At 65.6% G+C, this 16,732-nt stretch carries 15 protein-coding genes; 6 read left to right on the top strand and 9 right to left on the bottom strand.

What is annotated here, in order from left to right; all coding sequences use genetic code 11:
• Positions 1 to 76 precede the first annotated feature (76 nt).
• From R3P93_RS03370 to rimP, 3 genes are all read right to left on the bottom strand, one after another.
• Complete coding sequence (locus R3P93_RS03370; RefSeq protein WP_317532398.1) at positions 77 to 409, bottom strand: YlxR family protein; 333 nt, start codon at positions 407 to 409, stop codon at positions 77 to 79.
• A gap of 96 nt (positions 410 to 505) precedes the next feature.
• Positions 506 to 1,513, bottom strand: a complete 1,008-nt coding sequence (nusA, locus tag R3P93_RS03365) for a transcription termination factor NusA (RefSeq protein WP_068050201.1) — start codon at positions 1,511 to 1,513, stop codon at positions 506 to 508.
• Positions 1,510 to 2,085 (bottom strand): ribosome maturation factor RimP, encoded by a 576-nt coding sequence (gene rimP, locus R3P93_RS03360; protein ID WP_094642141.1) that lies wholly within the window; start codon positions 2,083 to 2,085, stop codon positions 1,510 to 1,512. The genes nusA and rimP overlap by 4 nt, the downstream gene beginning before the upstream one ends.
• A 168-nt stretch (positions 2,086 to 2,253) precedes the next feature.
• Between rimP and R3P93_RS03355 the strand changes: the two genes are divergently transcribed.
• The gene (locus R3P93_RS03355; RefSeq protein WP_094642143.1) at positions 2,254 to 2,757 is read left to right on the top strand and encodes a hypothetical protein; all 504 of its coding nucleotides are present in this window, start codon (positions 2,254 to 2,256) and stop codon (positions 2,755 to 2,757) included.
• The gene (locus tag R3P93_RS03350; RefSeq protein WP_094669830.1) at positions 2,754 to 3,194 is read left to right on the top strand and encodes a ferritin-like domain-containing protein; all 441 of its coding nucleotides are present in this window, start codon (positions 2,754 to 2,756) and stop codon (positions 3,192 to 3,194) included. Before R3P93_RS03355 ends, R3P93_RS03350 begins: the two co-directional genes overlap by 4 nt.
• Here the strand turns inward: R3P93_RS03350 and R3P93_RS03345 are convergent.
• Entirely contained in the window at positions 3,157 to 4,611 is a 1,455-nt protein-coding gene (locus R3P93_RS03345; RefSeq protein WP_094669829.1) for a DHA2 family efflux MFS transporter permease subunit, read from the bottom strand. The genes R3P93_RS03350 and R3P93_RS03345 overlap by 38 nt on opposite strands.
• Before the next feature lie 82 nt (positions 4,612 to 4,693).
• On the opposite strand from R3P93_RS03345, the gene R3P93_RS03340 reads away from it, so the two are divergent.
• Complete coding sequence (locus tag R3P93_RS03340; protein ID WP_068050212.1) at positions 4,694 to 5,302, top strand: TetR/AcrR family transcriptional regulator; 609 nt, start codon at positions 4,694 to 4,696, stop codon at positions 5,300 to 5,302.
• 9 nt (positions 5,303 to 5,311) lie between these two features.
• On the opposite strand, the gene R3P93_RS03335 is transcribed toward R3P93_RS03340, so the two are convergent.
• Complete coding sequence (locus R3P93_RS03335; protein ID WP_394855243.1) at positions 5,312 to 7,051, bottom strand: acyl-CoA dehydrogenase family protein; 1,740 nt, start codon at positions 7,049 to 7,051, stop codon at positions 5,312 to 5,314.
• A gap of 60 nt (positions 7,052 to 7,111) precedes the next feature.
• Complete coding sequence (locus R3P93_RS03330; protein WP_317532396.1) at positions 7,112 to 8,863, bottom strand: proline--tRNA ligase; 1,752 nt, start codon at positions 8,861 to 8,863, stop codon at positions 7,112 to 7,114.
• Between the two features lie 69 nt (positions 8,864 to 8,932).
• Between R3P93_RS03330 and yaaA the strand changes: the two genes are divergently transcribed.
• Genes yaaA through mgtE form a run of 3 tightly spaced genes read left to right on the top strand, consistent with a single transcriptional unit; the run spans position 8,933 to position 12,273 of the window.
• Complete coding sequence (gene yaaA / locus R3P93_RS03325) at positions 8,933 to 9,676, top strand: peroxide stress protein YaaA (RefSeq protein ID WP_068050222.1); 744 nt, start codon at positions 8,933 to 8,935, stop codon at positions 9,674 to 9,676.
• Positions 9,673 to 10,884 (top strand): DUF2786 domain-containing protein, encoded by a 1,212-nt coding sequence (locus R3P93_RS03320; protein ID WP_094642157.1) that lies wholly within the window; start codon positions 9,673 to 9,675, stop codon positions 10,882 to 10,884. The genes yaaA and R3P93_RS03320 overlap by 4 nt, the downstream gene beginning before the upstream one ends.
• Before the next feature lie 42 nt (positions 10,885 to 10,926).
• Positions 10,927 to 12,273, top strand: a complete 1,347-nt coding sequence (mgtE, locus tag R3P93_RS03315; protein WP_094669824.1) for a magnesium transporter — start codon at positions 10,927 to 10,929, stop codon at positions 12,271 to 12,273.
• A gap of 13 nt (positions 12,274 to 12,286) precedes the next feature.
• Here the strand turns inward: mgtE and R3P93_RS03310 are convergent, their stop codons facing one another.
• The 3 genes from R3P93_RS03310 to R3P93_RS03300 are packed head-to-tail and all read right to left on the bottom strand — an operon-like array spanning position 12,287 to position 16,711.
• Positions 12,287 to 13,774 (bottom strand): MFS transporter, encoded by a 1,488-nt coding sequence (locus R3P93_RS03310; protein ID WP_094642161.1) that lies wholly within the window; start codon positions 13,772 to 13,774, stop codon positions 12,287 to 12,289.
• 7 nt (positions 13,775 to 13,781) lie between these two features.
• Positions 13,782 to 15,062 (bottom strand): uroporphyrinogen-III C-methyltransferase, encoded by a 1,281-nt coding sequence (cobA, locus tag R3P93_RS03305; RefSeq protein ID WP_094642163.1) that lies wholly within the window; start codon positions 15,060 to 15,062, stop codon positions 13,782 to 13,784.
• Positions 15,029 to 16,711 carry an ATP-binding cassette domain-containing protein gene (locus R3P93_RS03300; RefSeq protein WP_094642165.1) on the bottom strand — a complete coding sequence of 561 codons (1,683 nt, stop codon included), beginning with the start codon at positions 16,709 to 16,711 and terminating at the stop codon, positions 15,029 to 15,031. Before R3P93_RS03300 ends, cobA begins: the two co-directional genes overlap by 34 nt.
• Positions 16,712 to 16,732: the final 21 nt, after the last annotated feature.

Below are 16,732 nucleotides of genomic sequence, written 5' to 3'. Positions count from 1 at the left end.
GAGCGAGGCTTGGTGCCCGCACGACCTCGGGTTATCTCCGATGGACGTTCATCGTTGGTGCTTCACGGTGTGCTCATCAGTGCTGTTGCCTGTTCTTGTCGACGGGTGTTGCTCTTGTCGTGTCCTCGAACTGCAGTTGTTCGTGCTCGTCGAGCACGGCTGTCACTGCGGACGATTCCACATTTCCCGATATCCGAAACGCACGACCGAAGACTCGGCGTCGTTCCGCATTGTGCAGGCACTCTCGGTTGTAGTGCAACCACGCACCACGGCCGGACATCGAATGCCGGACATCGGGGACGAGAGCGAATTCGTGCGAACCAGCTTCTCGAACCACGATCCTCAACAGATCGGCGGCCGGCACTCGCTCCCTGCACCCGATGCATGTACGAATCGGCCGGCTTGTCACTGCCGGATACTCGCGTTCATGCCCCTGGGCGGAGAGGTCGTTACCGAACCATCGACCACTCTACCGCTGTATTGCCCCGAACTCCGCATTCCGGCCCTACGCGCTGGTCGTCTCGGGTGCCGCCGCATCGCTGCGGATGTCGATGCGCCAACCGGTCAATCGAGCAGCCAGTCGGGCGTTCTGCCCTTCCTTGCCGATGGCCAGGGAGAGCTGGTACTCGGGAACCACGACACGGGCCGCACGGGCAACCGCGTCGACGACGGTCACCGAAACAACTTTCGACGGGGACAGTGCATTCCCGACGAACGTGGCCGGGTCCTCGTCGAAGTCGATGATGTCGATCTTTTCGCCTGCCAGTTCGCTCATCACGTTGCGCACGCGCTGACCCATCGGTCCGATGCAGGCACCCTTGGCGTTGAGCCCGGACACGGTGGACGCGACGGCGATCTTCGAGCGGTGCCCCGACTCGCGAGCCACTGCCACGATGTCGACCGAGCCGTCGGCGATCTCGGGAACCTCGAGGGCGAACAGCTTGCGCACCAGATTCGGGTGCGTGCGCGAGAGCGTGATCTGCGGACCCCGGTTACCCCGGGCGACTCCGACGACGTAGCACTTGATGCGCTCGCCGTGCTCGTAGCTCTCGCCCGGCACCTGCTCTGCGGGCGGCAGCAGGCCGTCGGCTCCGTTGGCGTCACTTCCGATACGGACGATCACGGTGCCCTTCGCATTGGCACGCGTGTCACGCTGGATGACACCGTTGACGATCTCACCCTCGTGCGTGGAGTACTCACCGAACGACCGCTCGTGCTCGGCGTCGCGCAGGCGCTGCAGGATGACCTGACGCGCCGTGGTTGCCGCAATGCGTCCGAAGCCTTCCGGGGTGTCGTCCCATTCGGAGATCAGATTGCCGTCGGCGTCGAGTTCCTTGGCCATCACCCGAACGGAGCCGGTCTTGCGATCGACGTCGATCCAAGCGTTGGACTGGTGACCCTCGGTGTGCCGGTAGGCCGTCAGCAGCGCAGTCTGGATCGTCGAGATCACCATCTCGATCGGAATTCCCTTGTCCGCCTCGATGGCACGCAATGCGGCTATGTCGATATTCACTTGTCCGACCCTTCTTCCGGTGCTTCCACGTCCACGATCTCATCGGTGTTCGCGGGTGACGGCCTACTGCCGACCACGCCACCCGCCAGGTCCATCTCTTCGGCGCTCGGCCGGGAGAACTCCACCTGTACAACAGCTTTCACAACATCGGACAAGGCAACGGGGCGAGTCGACAGCACACCCTTCTCCTTGATCACCACGGTGACCGAATCGCCGTCGAGTACCCCGACGCGACCGTCGAACTTGCCGTCGGCCAGTTCGATACGCACTTTGCGTCCGCGAGCCCGACGCCAATGCCGTGCCTCGGTCAGTGGGCGGTCGATTCCGGGGGTGGTGACTTCCAACGTGTACGGAGCTTCCCCGAAATCCGTCACGGCATCGAAGGCATCCGAGATCTCGCGGCTCAGTTCCGGGAGAGCGTCGAGGTCGATTCCCTCTTCGCGATCGACCATGATCCGCACTGCACTGTGCTTTCCTGCGGCGACGACGTTCACGTCTTCGAGGTCGTAACCCCGTTCTCGAACGAGGTCGGCGAGCAGTTCGACAACCCTTTCCTTGGACGGAACAGGCATGTCGCGAACTCCTCGTGTGTAGTTGTGGGCGATCCGGCGTACGGCAGCAGGACTGCGTTTGGTGAACCAACAGCCTACCGCCCCGCAGGCAGTGCTCGTGACCACGATCGGCCGACGCGACACACGGGCACGGCACGTGCGAGCGCCGCGGTCTGGCACGATATCGGAGTGCCAACGCCGACCGTCCCCTTCGCGCTCAGTCGCCGCGGGTTGTTCCGACTCGCCGGCGTCGCTGCTCTGTCCGCGGCCACCGTGTCGACTGTTGCGGCCTGCGGTCAGGAGACGATCTCGGGTCCTGCCCTCGACACCCTGACTGCGCAGTTGCGCGCTGCCCGCGCCGACGCCGCGGATGCCACCGCGGCCGCGACGGTGATCGCCGACTACGCCGCCGCCCTGGGGATCGTTGCGGCGCAGCGGACCGAGCACGCCGATGCGCTCGACACCGAGATCGCCCGCGCCACCGGTGCCTCGACCGAGACGTCGTCGGTCACGGCCACCACGACACCCGTTCCCACGACGCCGCCGCCCGATCTCGCCGCCGTGCGAGAGATGTTGACGGCCTCCGCTCGCAGCGCGGCAGATGCGGCTCGCAACGAAAGCGGTTACCGAGCAGGCCTTCTCGGTTCCATCAGCGCCTCGTGCACGGTCTCGGCCCTGGTGGTGCTGGCATGAGCGATCTCGGCCCGGAACAGCAAGGCCTCGTCGATGCACTGGCCGCCGAGTATGCGGCGGTGTTCGCCTACGGCGTCGTCGCGGCATTCTCCAATCCCACGCGAGCAGATCTGGTGGCGTCGAACACTGCCGCCCACCGCGCGCGTCGAGACGCGACCATCGATGCACTCCGGGCGGCGAGTGTCACTGTGCCGCTGCCCGATCCGGCGTATGCGTCCCCGTTCCCGGTGACCGACGCGATCTCGGCCGCGCAGTTGGCCGCGCAAGCCGAGATCGACACCAGCATCGCGTGGCGTTCGCTGATCGAACGCAGCAGGTCGGGAGCGACCCGCGACATGGGTGTTCAAGCGCTGACCGACGCCGCGATTCGCCTCGCGACGTGGCAGCAAATTCTGGGAGTCAGTCCGTCGTCGACGGCATTTCCCGGCCAACCGTGAGCACGTGTGCCGATCCGACGGAACGCCCCGGCATGAACAACGCCGCCACCAGTCCGATCGCCACTGCCCCAGCGCCGACGAGCAGAGCGGGTGCCAAGGCGTCGGTGTAACCGGTGGGCGTCAGTGATCCACCGGCTCCGATGAACACCGCTGTCAATACCGCGATGCCGAGTGCGATACCCACCTCCCGCACAGTGGAGTTGGCGCTGCTGGCGGTGGCGTGATCGTCGTCCTTCATGTCCCGCAGCACTGCGGTGGCGGACGGTGCGAACGTCAGCCCCATGCCCACTCCCGCCATCAGCAGGGCCGGGACCATCGACGAATACTCGGTGTCGGGTCCCAGGATCAGCGCCATCCACACGAGCGAGACCGACTGCAGCGACAGGCCGCCGACCAACAGCCCACGCAGTCCGACGCGCTCGGCAAGCAGACCTGCGATCGGTGCGACCACCATCGGTGCGGCGGTCCACGGCAGCGTGCGTAGGCCCGCCTGGAACGGCGTGTAGTTCATCACGATCTGCAGGTATTGCGCGAGGAGGAACACCGCCCCGAACATGCCGAGCGAGAACGTGATTCCGATGATGTTGGCGATGGTGAAGCTGCGCGAACGAAAGAGTGCGAGCGGCAGTACCGAGTGTCGGGTGCGCGAGGCGCGCAGAACGAACGCCACGAGCAGCACCGCCGAGCCGATGAAACCGGCGAGCACCGTGGCCGACGCCCACCCGTCGTCGTTGCCGTGGACCACCGCCCACACCAGGAGGAAGACACCGCCGCCTGCGAGGACCACGCCGGGCAGATCGAGCGGTTGGATGCGCCCTGCTGTTTCCTTCAGCGCGACGTACGCCAGCGGAACTGCGAAGAGGGCCACCGGAACGTTGATCCAGAAGATCGCCTGCCAGGAAATCCCGTCGACGACGGCTCCGCCGACCACCGGTCCCAGCGCGACGCCGAGTCCGGAGACTCCACCCCAGATCCCGATTGCCATCGCGCGCTTGCCCACCGGTACCACCGCGGCGAGCAACGCCAGGGACAACGGCATGATCGCGGCGGCACCGATTCCCTGCACGGCGCGCGCGGCGATGAGCATCGCTGGACTCGCAGCGAGCGCGCTGGCCACCGAGGCAAGAGTGAAGACCGCGATGCCGCCGAGGAATACCGCGCGCCTGCCCCACCTGTCGCCGAGCGTCGCCGCCGTCAGCATGAAGGTGGCGAAGCTGAGGGTGTACGCGTTGAGGAACCACTGCAGTTGTCCGACAGAGGCGTTCAGGTCCTGCTGGATGACCGGTAGTGCGCTGGTCATCACCAGATTGTCGAGGGTTGCCATGAACATCGGCAGGGATGCTGCGAGGATGCCGAGCCACACGGGAACGTTCCGAGTGGCGGGCTGCACTGCAGGTGGAGAGTCTGTGGCGGTCATTGTGGTCGTCCCGTCTCACGCTTGTAAGCATCGAATGATTACTTATTCGAGACCGTAAGTTATCAACTGATAACCTGTCAACATGTCCGACCCGTCAGCGCCCAAGCCCAGAGCCACCCGCATGGATGCGGCCGACCGCCGAGAGCTCGTGCTCGACGCAGCGATGCGCGCGTTCGCGCGCGGGGGTTACGCCGGCACCAGTACCGATGCGGTCGCGAAGGAAGCGGGCGTCTCTCAGCCGTATGTGGTCCGCATGTTCGGCACCAAGGTCGAGTTGTTTCGTCTGGTGTTCCAACGCTCCGTGGACGGCATCATGGCCGCGTTCGATGCCGTGCTGGCGGCGGGCCCGCTCGACCCCGACGACGACAGCACCTGGGCGAATCTCGGTTCCGCCTATGCCGATCTGGTGGCCGATCGCGACCTGTTGATGGTCATGATGCACGGATTCGGCGCAGGCTCGGTACCCGAGATCGGCCGGGCAGCCCGGGAGGGAATGGGTGCCATCTACGGCCAGATACGTGCCGGCACAGGTTGTTCCGAGGATCAGGCACGGCAGTTCATCGCGCACGGGATGCTGCTCAACGTCCTCATGTCGATGCAGGCGCTCGAGCATCCGAACGACAGCGCCGGACTGCACGAGATGACGGTGTGCGCGTTCGGAACCAATCTGGTCCCGGCCGATCCCGGCTGAGCGTCGGCGCTAGGGACGCATCTCGTACCGACCGTCGTACGAGACGACCTCGTTCCAGACCGTCTCGAAACGCCCCGCGTCGACCAACGGCTTGCGAATCGAATCGAGCGCCCACTGCTGTTGCGCTCCAGTCGATGACGGCTTCCCGTACAGCGCGACGGCATAGCCGGAGAAGTCTCTGATCTGGAAGTCGAAGATCTGGTCCATCATCTCGGACGAGATCTCGTCGGCCTGCTCGAGCAGAAGGTGACCGTAGACCACGAGCGAGAACAGGTGACCCACCACCAGCAGGAAATCGAGGTCCTTCTGCTGGGACTCGTCGGGCGCACACTCGGCGAGGAACGAGGTGAATGCCTGTGCCTGCTCGTAGAAGCGTCCCACGTTGGGGATGCCGGAGTGCTTCTCGTACAGCGGCTTCCAGTCGTGGAACCGCACCGAACTCGCACCGCGGGCCGGCCCCTGGGCGAAGAAGAAGCTGTCGTCGACCGGCTCGGTTCGGGTACCGACGTCCGGATAGTCGGTGGGCGAGAACATGTAGGCCGGCATGAATTTGAGCATCAGCGCCACGTTGACGTGCACCGTGCCCTCGAGCTTGGGCAGTGTTCCGATCAGCTGGGCGGCTTCGCGGAAGTAGGTGTTCTTCTCGTAGCCCTTGGCCGCGATGACGTCGTGCAGCAGCCGCACGACGGTTTCGCCCTCCGAGGTCACCTTCGCCTTCGTCATCGGGTTGAACAGCAGGTAGCGCCGGTCCTCGGGCCCTGCGGCACGGAAGTAGTCCAGTGCCCGCGCGCTGAAGAGCTTCATCGCGATCAAGCGCGAATAGGCATCGACGAACGCACTGCGCACGTGCGGAAAGTCGGTGACCCGATTGCCGTACAGAATTCTGTTGTTCGCATGCGTGATCGCCTCGTGGAAGGCGTGCTCACAGATGCCGATGGATCCGGTGCACAGGTTGAACTTTCCGACGTTGACCGTGTTGAGAGCTGCCGAGAACGCGTCGGCACCGGTGTGCAGGATGTCCTGTTGCCGGACGGGGTAGTTCTCGAGTGCGAACGTGCTGACGTACATCTGACCGTGAACGACGCTCTCGCGGAGCCGATAGGCCGGGTGCGCACTGTCGGCCACGAAGAACACGTACGAATCGGGTCCTTCGACGTCGGTACGTCGGCCGAACACCGAGACCATGTTCGCCACGTTGCCGTTTCCGATGTAGTACTTCTCCCCCGACGCGGTGAACTCGAGCTCGGAGTCCTCGGTCGTGGGCGTCAACAGCATGTCGGTGGAGTAGACGTCGGCTCCGTGCGCGCGCTCGGACAGACCGAACGCCATCACCCCGCCGCGGTCCAGCTCGCGTGCGGCGCGGCGTTTGGCGTCGTCGTTGGCGCTCATCCAGATGGGACCGAGACCCAGCACGGTAACCTGCCAGGTGTACCAGTAGGCCAGACCGTAGAACCCGAGAACCTCGCTCAGCGCGGCATTGCGAGCGGCGTCCCAGCGCGTGTTCGGCGACCCGTCCGCATAGACGGCGGGCGTGGAGAACGTCGCGAACAACTTCTGCTCGGCGACGAATTCCAGAAAGTCGGCCGGCCATACGCTGTCGAGATCGTCCGCCAACAGCCTGCCTTTGCCGCGACTCTCGAACCAGTCGATCAGCGCACGCAATTGTCGGCGAGAATCCTCGTCGAGCTCGGCCGGATCGAAGGTCGTGGGATCGAACAGCGCAAAGTGAGACACGTGGTGACCTCTCATAGTCGTTGACCCGAAGCTACCAGCGGGTAAACAACCGCGCAGAGAGATCGCGAGACTGTTCTACGGAGTGCGGCGCACGGCCTTCACGATCTCCCCGACCGCCGAGTCGATGTCCAGCTCGCGACTCTCACCGGAGAAGCGATCGCGGATCTCGACCTTGCCGTCGGCCCAGCCACGGCCGAGAACGACCACCAGCGGGACGCCGATCAGTTCCGAGTCCTTGAACTTCACTCCTGGTGAGGCCTTGCGATCATCGAAGAGTACCTCGATGCCCTGCGTATCGAGTTGTGTCGCAATCGATTCCGCACCGGCGCGAGCCGCGTCGTCCTTGTTCGCGATCACCAGATGGACATCGGCGGGCGCAACCTCCGACGGCCATCGCAGACCCTTGTCGTCGTGCATCTGCTCGGCGATCACGGCGACCAGACGGGAGACGCCCACACCGTACGAACCCTGAGTCAGGCGAACCGGCTTGCCGGTCTCACCGAGGACGTCGACCGAGAACGCATCGGTGTACTTGTAGCCGAGCTGGAAGATGTGCCCGATCTCGATTCCGCGAGCACTGACGAGCGGGCCGCGACCGTCGGGAGACATGTCGCCGTCGCGCACCTCGGCTGCTTCGATGGTGCCGTCGGGAACGAAATCGCGACCGGCGACGAGGTTCACCACGTGCTTGCCCTTGACGTCCGCGCCGGTGATCCACGACGTTCCGTCGACGACCCTCGGGTCGACGAGGTAGCGAACACCGTTGGCCTGCAACGCGCGGGGCCCGATGTACCCCTTGACGAGGAACGGATTGGCAGCGAAGTCCGCGTCGGTCAACAGGGCGAACTCGGCAGGCTCGAGAGACGCTTCGAGGCGCTTCTCGTCGACCTCTCGGTCACCGGGCAGGCCGACGGCGAGCAGTTCCCACTCCCCTTCGGCGTTGCGCACCTTGAGCAGAATGTTCTTGAGCGTGTCCGCGCCGGTGACGGTGCGTCCGAGATCCGCGGAGTTGGCCCACTCCACCAGGGTCGCGATGGTCGGGGTGTCGCCGGTCTCGTGGTCGACGGCGGCCGGCTGCCCCTCGATGGGCAGCGGGGCCGGTGCCGGAGTGGTGACGGCCTCGACGTTGGCCGCGTATCCCGATTCGATGCAGCGCACGTAGGTGTCCTCACCGATGTCGCTCTCGGCCAGGAATTCCTCGGAGGCACTGCCTCCCATGGCACCGGACGTCGCGGCGACGATGACGTAGCTGACACCGAGGCGGGCGAAGATGCGCTGGTACGCCTCGCGGTGGGCGGCGTAGGACTTCTTCAGTCCGTCCTCGTCCATGTCGAAGGAGTACGAGTCCTTCATCACGAATTCGCGGCCACGCAGAATGCCGGCGCGGGGACGTTCCTCGTCGCGGTACTTGGTCTGAATCTGATACAGCGTGACCGGCAGGTCCTTGTACGAGTTGTATTCGGCCTTGACCGTCAACGCGAACAATTCCTCGTGGGTGGGACCGAGCAGCATGTCGTTGCCCTTGCGGTCCTGCAGCCGGAACAACGCGTCGCCGTATTCGGTCCACCGATTGGTGGTCTCGTACGGCTCGCGCGGCAGCAGTGCGGGCAGAGAAATCTCCTGCGCACCGATGGCGTTCATCTCCTCGCGCACGACACGCTCGACCTGCCGCAGCACCCGCAGACCCAGCGGCAACCAGGAGTAGACGCCAGGCGCGATACGACGGACATAGCCGGCGCGGACCAACAGCTTGTGGCTGTCGACCTCGGCGTCGGCGGGGTCGTCGCGAAGGGTACGAAGGAACAACTGCGAAAGACGGGTGATCACGGGTTGTCAGACTAGTCGCTCACGCAGTGCCTGTGAGCAGGCGGCCGTACAGTGAGTAGCCTCGTGCCCGTGCTGATTCTGTTGCCTCCCTCCGAGACGAAGTCCGACGGCGGTTCCGGAGCACCTCTCGATCTGGACCGACTGTCGTTGCCCACGTTGACACCGCTCCGCCGAAAGCTCGCCGACGCGCTGGTGGAACTCGCCGGCGACGTCGATGCATCGATCGCGGCGCTCGGCCTCGGCCCCACCCAGAAGGACGAGATCGAACGCAACGCCCGAGTGTGGACCTCACCGACCACACCTGCGCTGCAGCGGTACACCGGCGTGCTCTACGACGCCCTCGATGCGGCGTCGTTCACTCGGGCCGGTCGCGCCCGAGCGGACGCGCGGCTGTGGATCGGCTCGGCCCTGTTCGGAGCCGTCCGTGCCTGCGACCCGATTCCGTACTACCGACTCTCCGGTGGATCGACCGTTCCGAATTTCGGCACCCTGCGCTCACACTGGAAGCCCGAACTCTCCGACGCCATCGACGCCGAGGACGAGGGGATCGTCGTCGACCTCCGATCCGGCACCTACCAGCAGCTCGGTCCCGTCCCCGGTGCGATCACCGCCACGGTGCTCACCGAGAAGCCCGACGGCACCCGTTCGGTGGTGAGCCACTTCAACAAGCATCACAAGGGCCTGCTGGCACGCGCGTTGACTCTGACCACCGCCGAGCCGAAGGACGTGAAAGCCGTTGCGCGCGTGGCGTCCAAGGCCGGACTGCGAGTCGAAGTGGCATCGAGCACCGAATTGATCGTGCTCACCGAATGAGCGAGATTCCTGGACTGCTCCGCCGCGGCGCCGACGCCTCGGTCGGCAAGACCAAGAGCCAACGCGTCGCCGACGACGTCGCGGATCGACTGGTCTCGATGGACGCGACCGAACTCGGCTCTCGCGCGCTGACGAACATGATCGAGACGATGTACGAAAACGGTTGGCAGCCCATGGATCTGGTGCACGTCGTGCGGCGTCAGCACACGGTGGCCGTGGCCGATCTCGCTGCCGCGGTACTGCTGCATCAGGCCGATCTCGCCGACGCGGACTCGCGGGCTCCACAGGACTGGGTGGATCAGATGTCCACGATCTGCGAGCAGTTCCCGAAGGTTGCGGCCCGGGTCGAGGCCACGCCCGATTTCCTGACCGCGTACCTGACCTCTTCCGGTAAGACCGATTACATCGCGGCCAGTGATCAGTGGCTCGACGTACTCACACTGCTCGGTCGATGGCAGACACTCCCCCGTTGGCCTCAGCTCGGCCCGAAACCGTCCCAGTGGCCGCGCACTCGTCCCACGGTGACGGGTGTTTCCGGTTCCGACTCCCCGAACACCAAGATGCTGAGCAAGATTCGCGGCTTACTGGCCAAGGCCGACGCCACGGACTTCGAGGAGGAGGCCGAGACGCTGACGGCCAAGGCGCAGGAGTTGATGACGCGCTACTCCATCGACACCATGTTGCTCTCGCAGGGCCACATCGATATTCACGGCCGACGCGTTCATGTCGACGGCCCGCATGCCCCGGCCAAGGCGCAGCTGTTGCACGTCGTCGGAACCGCCAACCGCGTCAAGGCGATCTGGGACCCGGAGTTCGCCGTCGCAACTCTGGTCGGAGCGCCGGTGGACGTGGAGCAAACCGAGTTGCTGTTCACCTCTCTGCTCGTTCAGGCCACACGCGCCCTCGGGCATTCACCGCAGGCGAAGAAGCGCAAGAAGGCCGGATCGGCGGCGTTCGGCAAGGCATTCCTGTACGCGTACGCCGTCCGTATCGGAGACCGTCTGACCGACGCCGATGCGAACGCCCTCGAGGAGGCGAGTCACGAATCCGGTGATCTACTACCGATACTCGCCGCACAGACCGTCGCCGTCGAAGCCGAATTCGATCGACTGTTCCCGACGGCGAAGCCGATGCGCGGCCCACGCCTGGACGCCGAGGGATGGGATTCGGGCCAGGCTGCGGCGGATCGGGCCGATCTCTCGCGCTGAGGTATGTGAGTCGACCGCCCGTTCGCAAGGCAAAATGGTTCTGTGCCCGAAACTCTCGACGACATCATGACGCGAACGTCCGAACTCCTGACCGCCCGTGACATGGCCGCCCTGTCCACTCTGATGGGCGAGCTGTCGACGACCGATGCGGTGCGCATGCTCGAGCGTGTCGACTCGTCTCGACGCGCGGTGTTGTTTCGCCTTCTGCCCAAGGACGAGGCCGTGGCGGTCTTCGAACGCTTCGACGCCACCGTTCGCGGTGAGTTGTTCGAGAGTCTGCGCAGCGACGATGTGATCGCGCTGTTCGAGGATCTCGACCCGGACGACCGTGTCGAATTGCTCGACGAACTCCCCTCCAATGTCGCGCATCGACTGTTGGTGGGCCTGTCCCCCGACGAGCGCGCACTCACCGCGCCCATGCTGGGGTACGACCGCGGGTCGGTCGGCCGCCGGATGAGCCCGGAGTTCGTTCGGCTACGGACCGCCGCGACCGCCGGCGACGCACTCGTCGCCGTGCGGCGGACCGGCTCGGACGCCGAGTCGGTGTATCTGTTGCCGATCACCGACGATCACCGAACTCTGCTGGGGGTGGTGACCCTCGCCGATCTGGCGACGGCGGCACCGAGCACTCCGGTCGGGGATCTGTACTCGGATCATCCTGTGGTCGAGGCCGATTCGTCGGCGGAGGAGGCTGCACGGCTGTGCTTCGAGCACCGCAGTCCTGCGGTGGTGGTGGTCGATTCCGAGCAACGGCTGATCGGCATTCTCACACTCGAACAGTCCTCTCGAATCCTGGAGGAAGCCGAGGACGAGGACGCCGCTCGCGCGGGTGGCTCGGAGCCGCTGCGTCGGCCGTATCTGTCCACGCCGGTGCTGTCCATCGTTCGCTCGCGCGTGGTGTGGTTGCTGGTGTTGGCGCTGTCGGCCATCCTCACGGTGCAGGTTCTAGAGATCTTCGAGCACGCGCTCGCCGCAGTCGTCACTCTCGCGCTGTTCATTCCGCTGCTGACCGGGACCGGCGGCAACACCGGCTCGCAGGCCGCGACCACTGTCACGCGGGCACTTGCGCTGGGTGACGTGCGACCGCGGGACATCGCCTCGGTGCTGTTTCGCGAGGTTCGCGTCGGCGCGACGATGGGTGCGATGCTCGGCACCCTGGGCTTCGTCATCGCCGGACTCGTCTACGACTGGCACCTCGGGGTCGTCATCGGTACGACGCTGTTGTCGATCTGCACTCTCGCAGCCACGGTCGGCGGTGCGATGCCGCTGATCGCCAAGAAGATCGGGGTGGACCCGGCGGTCTTCTCGACGCCCTTCATCTCCACCTTCTGCGACGCGACGGGGTTGATCGTCTACTTCCTCATCGCCAAGGCCGTACTGGGCGTGTGATCGGCCCTGCTCGTCAGCCCTTCTGGGCGTCTTCCTGAGCGGCCTGTGCCTGCGCGACCTGCTCCGGGGTGAAGCGAATGAACACCGCAGCGATTCCCGCGACCACGGCGCAGACTGCGCAGCAGAAGAGCGCGAACATGTAGCCCGAGCTCAACGCGTCGAGTTGGCTGTCGTTCATCAACGTTGCCGGTCCGGAGATGCCACCGAGAGACAAGGTTCGAGAGGTCACCAGCGCACCGATCACGGCCAGCGCCAGCGGCCCGCCGAGGGTCTGGGCAACCAGGGCGATGGCGGTCAACGGGCCGATCTCGGTGGGGCTGACTCCAGCGATGGCGCACAGCGGGAGTGGCACGACCGTCAGGCCGACGCCGAATCCGATGCCGATGACGGGGAAGAACAGTCCGGGGAAGTACGACGAGTCGGCGTTCATCGTCGCGACCGACACCATCAGCCACCCGACCATGATGACGGCACCGCTCAGTATCAGCCACCGTGGGGCGATGCGCGTCACCAGCTGCGAGGCGAGGAATGCGGCGGCACCGAGTCCGAAGGCGAACGGCACGAACGCCAGGCCCGCATGCAACGGGCTGTATCCCAGGATGTCCTGGACGAACAGTGCCACGTAGGCGGCGAGGCAGAACATCACGCCACCGGCGAAGAAGATGGCCACGAACGTCGCCACCCGGTCTCGGCTGCCGAACAGCGAGAACGGCAGCAATGGGTTGTCGGCACGACGCTCGACCAGCAGGAACAGCCCGAGGAAGAGCAGACCGGCGATCAGCGAGACGATGACGATCGGATTGGTCCAGCCGAGTTCGGTGCCCTCGCTCAGAGCGAGCACCACTCCGGTGCAGCCCAGCGTCGCCAGAATCGCTCCCGGCACGTCGAGCGGTAGCTTCGCCCCCACCGTCTCCTGCAGCGACACGACTGCGAGCACCACGATGACGACACCGATCGGCACGTTGATCAGGAAGATCCACCGCCACGACACCTCGGTCAGCGCACCGCCGATGATCAGGCCTGCGATGGAGCCGACACCGGTCATGGCCGCGTAGATCGCGATGGCCTGGTTTCGTACCGGGCCCGGCGCGAAGGTGGTCGCCACCAGCGCGAACGCCGTGGGCGACGCCACCGCGGCTCCGACGCCCTGGAGCGCGCGCGCCGCTACCAGCGTTGCCTCGTTGACCGCGAGCCCGCACAGCAGGGACGCGATGGTGAACAGCACGACGCCGGCCAGGAACATCTTCTTGCGACCGAAGGCATCACCGAGTCTGCCGCCGAGGAGCATCAGCCCGCCGAAGGCGAGGGCATACGACGTGAGCACCCAGTTGCGTCCGGCATCGGACAGGCCCAGATCCGCCTGCAACGGAGCAAGTGCCAGATTGGCCACGGTGCCGTCGAGCACCACCATCAATTGCAGGCCGCTCAGGACGATGATCGCCAACCCGAACGCTCGGGTCGTCACCGGGTACTTGACCTCGGTACTGGAGGTATCGGACATCGATGATTCAGGCACGGGCGTTCACGTTACCGGCGTGTACAGAGAAACCGGCAACGGTTCCGATGACCACGATCGCCGGAGGCCTGATCTCCGCGTCGCGAACCGCATCGGCGACGGTGCTCAGAGACGCGCGAACTTCACGCTGGGTGCGCATGGTGCCTTCCTGGACGACGATCACCGGGGTGTCGGACGGCCGACCACCGGCGATGAGAACGTCGGCGAACAGCCCGATGCGTTCGACGGCCATCAGCAACACGATGGTGCCCTTGAGTTTGGCCAACGCGTCCCAGTCGACGAGCGAATCGGGATGGTCGGGTGCCACATGGCCGCTGACAACGACGAACTCGTGGGTGACGGCGCGATGCGTCACCGGGATCCCGGCGGACGAGGGCACCGAAATGGCGCTGGTGATGCCGGGCACCACGGTGACCGGAATTCCCTCGGCAGCGAGCGCTTCGAGTTCCTCGTATCCCCTGCCGAACACGTAGGGGTCGCCGCCCTTGAGTCGGACGACGAACTTGCCTGCCTTCGCCCCGTCGATCAGCGCCTGGTTGATCGCCTCCTGCGCCATCGCGCGGCCGTACGGAATCTTCGAGGCATCGATGACCTCCACGTGCGGGCCCAGTTCGGCCAGCAGCTCGGGCGGCGCGAGCCGATCGGCCACCACGACATCGGCATAGGCGAGCAGCCTGCGCCCGCGGACGGTGATGAGGTCCGGATCGCCGGGTCCGCCACCGACCAACGCGACACCCGTCAACGGCGCACGGTCCGAGTCGGCGACCACACCGGACTGCAGGGCTTCCATGACGGCGTTGCGTACCGCGGCCGATCGACGGTGCTCACCGCCGGCGAGCACTCCGAGGGTCAGCCCGTCCCATTCGGCGGACGCCGGGGTGACCGCGGTGCCGTCCTTGGCGATGTCGGCTCGCACACAGAAGATCTTGGACGCGGTGGCCTCGGCGACGATGGCGATGTTGGTCGCGGCCTCGTCGGTGCACGCGACGGCGTACCAGGCGTCGGCGAGATCGCCCTCGCGATAGTCACGCAACTCCATGGTCACCTGACCGGCAGTTGCCATCGCCTCCACAGCGGGTGTGGCCTCCCGAGTGATGACGTGAACCACGGCACCGCAGGAGATGAGCAGCGGCAATCGGCGCTGCGCGACGGTGCCGCCACCGACCACGACGACGCGTCGACCTTCCAGATTGAGGCCGACCAGATAGGGAGAGTCAGTCGCGTTCACGAGAGGAAACGCTACCGCGCGCGCTGCACCCGCTTCTCGTCCCATACGGGCTCGTTCGATTCGTAGGCCTGACCGGTGCTGCCGAACACGAGGAATCGGTCGAAGCTGCGCGCGAACCAGCGGTCGTGGGTCACGGCGATGACGGTTCCGTCGAACGCGGCGATGGCGTCTTCGAGTGCGTCGGCGGACATCAGGTCGAGGTTGTCGGTCGGCTCGTCCAGCAGCAGCAGGGTGGCCCCGGAGAGTTCGAGCAGCAGAATCTGTACGCGCGCCTGCTGGCCACCGGAAAGATTGTCGTAGGACTGTTCGGCGGCTCGGGCCAGACCGTAGCGGTCCAGTGCCCGGCCTGCGGCCTCCCGGCCCATGCCGTCGCGGTGTTCGTTGCCCATGTGCAGGATGTCGAGGAGTGTGTTGCCCGCGAGATCGGGCCGAGTGTGGGTCTGCGCGAACAGGCCGGGCCGAACGCGAGCGCCGAGCACCGCGGTGCCGGTGTGCGGAACGGGATCGAGTGCCAGTTCCTGAACCGGCTCGTGCTCCTTCTCCGGATCGGTTCCACCGTTGGCGAGCAAACGCAGGAAGTGCGATTTGCCGGAACCGTTGGAGCCCAGCACGGCGACGCGGTCTCCGTACCAGATCTCGGTGTCGAAGGGCTTCATCAGTCCGGTCAGTTCCAGTGCCGTACACACCAACGCGCGCTTGGCTGTGCGGCCGCCGCGCAGACGAACGGTGACGTGCTGCTTCAACGGCACCGCTTCCGGCGGTCCGGCCTCCTCGAACTTCGCCAATCGAGTCTGGGACGCGTGGTAGCGCGCAGCGACCCCGTCGTTGAACTTTGCCTTCTCCCGCAGGCGCAGCACCAGTGCACGGAGTTTGACGAGTTCCTCGTCCCACCGCCGTCGCAGTTCGTCGAGCCGAGCATTCCGGTCCTCACGCGCAGCGTGATACGTCGCGAACCCGCCGCCGTGCACCCAGGAAGTGGCACCGCTGACGCCCGGTTCCAGGGTCACGATCCGATTCGCGGCGTTGGCGATGAGCTCCCGGTCGTGACTGATGAACAGGACGGACTTGTCGGAATCACGAATGGTCGATTCGAGCCAGCGCTTGCCCGGCACATCGAGGTAGTTGTCCGGTTCGTCGAGAAGCAACAGATTGTCCGAGCCCGCGAACAACGCTTCGAGCACCAGGCGCTTCTGCTCACCGCCACTGAGAGTCGATGCAGCGCGCCACTTCGCGCGGTCGAACGGCATTCCGAGGGCCGCCGTGGTGACCTTGTCCCAGAACGGTTCGAGGTCGTAACCGCCGACATCGCCCCAATCCGACAGGGCCTGCGCGTATTTCATCTGGGTCTTCTCGTCGTCGACCTCGATCATCGTGTTCTCGGCGGTGTCGAGGGCAGCGGCGGCCGTCCGCACGGCCGGGGACGCAACCGACAGCAGCAGATCACGCACTGTCGAGTCGTCTCGTAGCTGGCCGACGAACTGCCGCATCACTCCGAGCGAGCCCGAACTCGACACCGATCCCTCGTCGGGGGTCTCGTCACCCGCGATGATGCGCGTCAGCGTGGTCTTACCGGTTCCGTTGGGCCCGATGAGGGCGGTCTTGGCACCGTCGCCGACACGAAACCCGACACCGTTGAGCAACTGCCGCCCGTCGGGCAGGAAGTAGACGATGTCGTTGAGTTCGAGGTGGGCCACAACGAACCAGCCAACCTCATC

It is taken from the genome of Rhodococcus cerastii, from assembly GCF_033042195.1.
Classification (GTDB): domain Bacteria; phylum Actinomycetota; class Actinomycetes; order Mycobacteriales; family Mycobacteriaceae; genus Rhodococcoides.
Note: the sequence above shows the minus strand (reverse complement) of the source record. Positions and strands in the feature narration are given on the sequence as shown.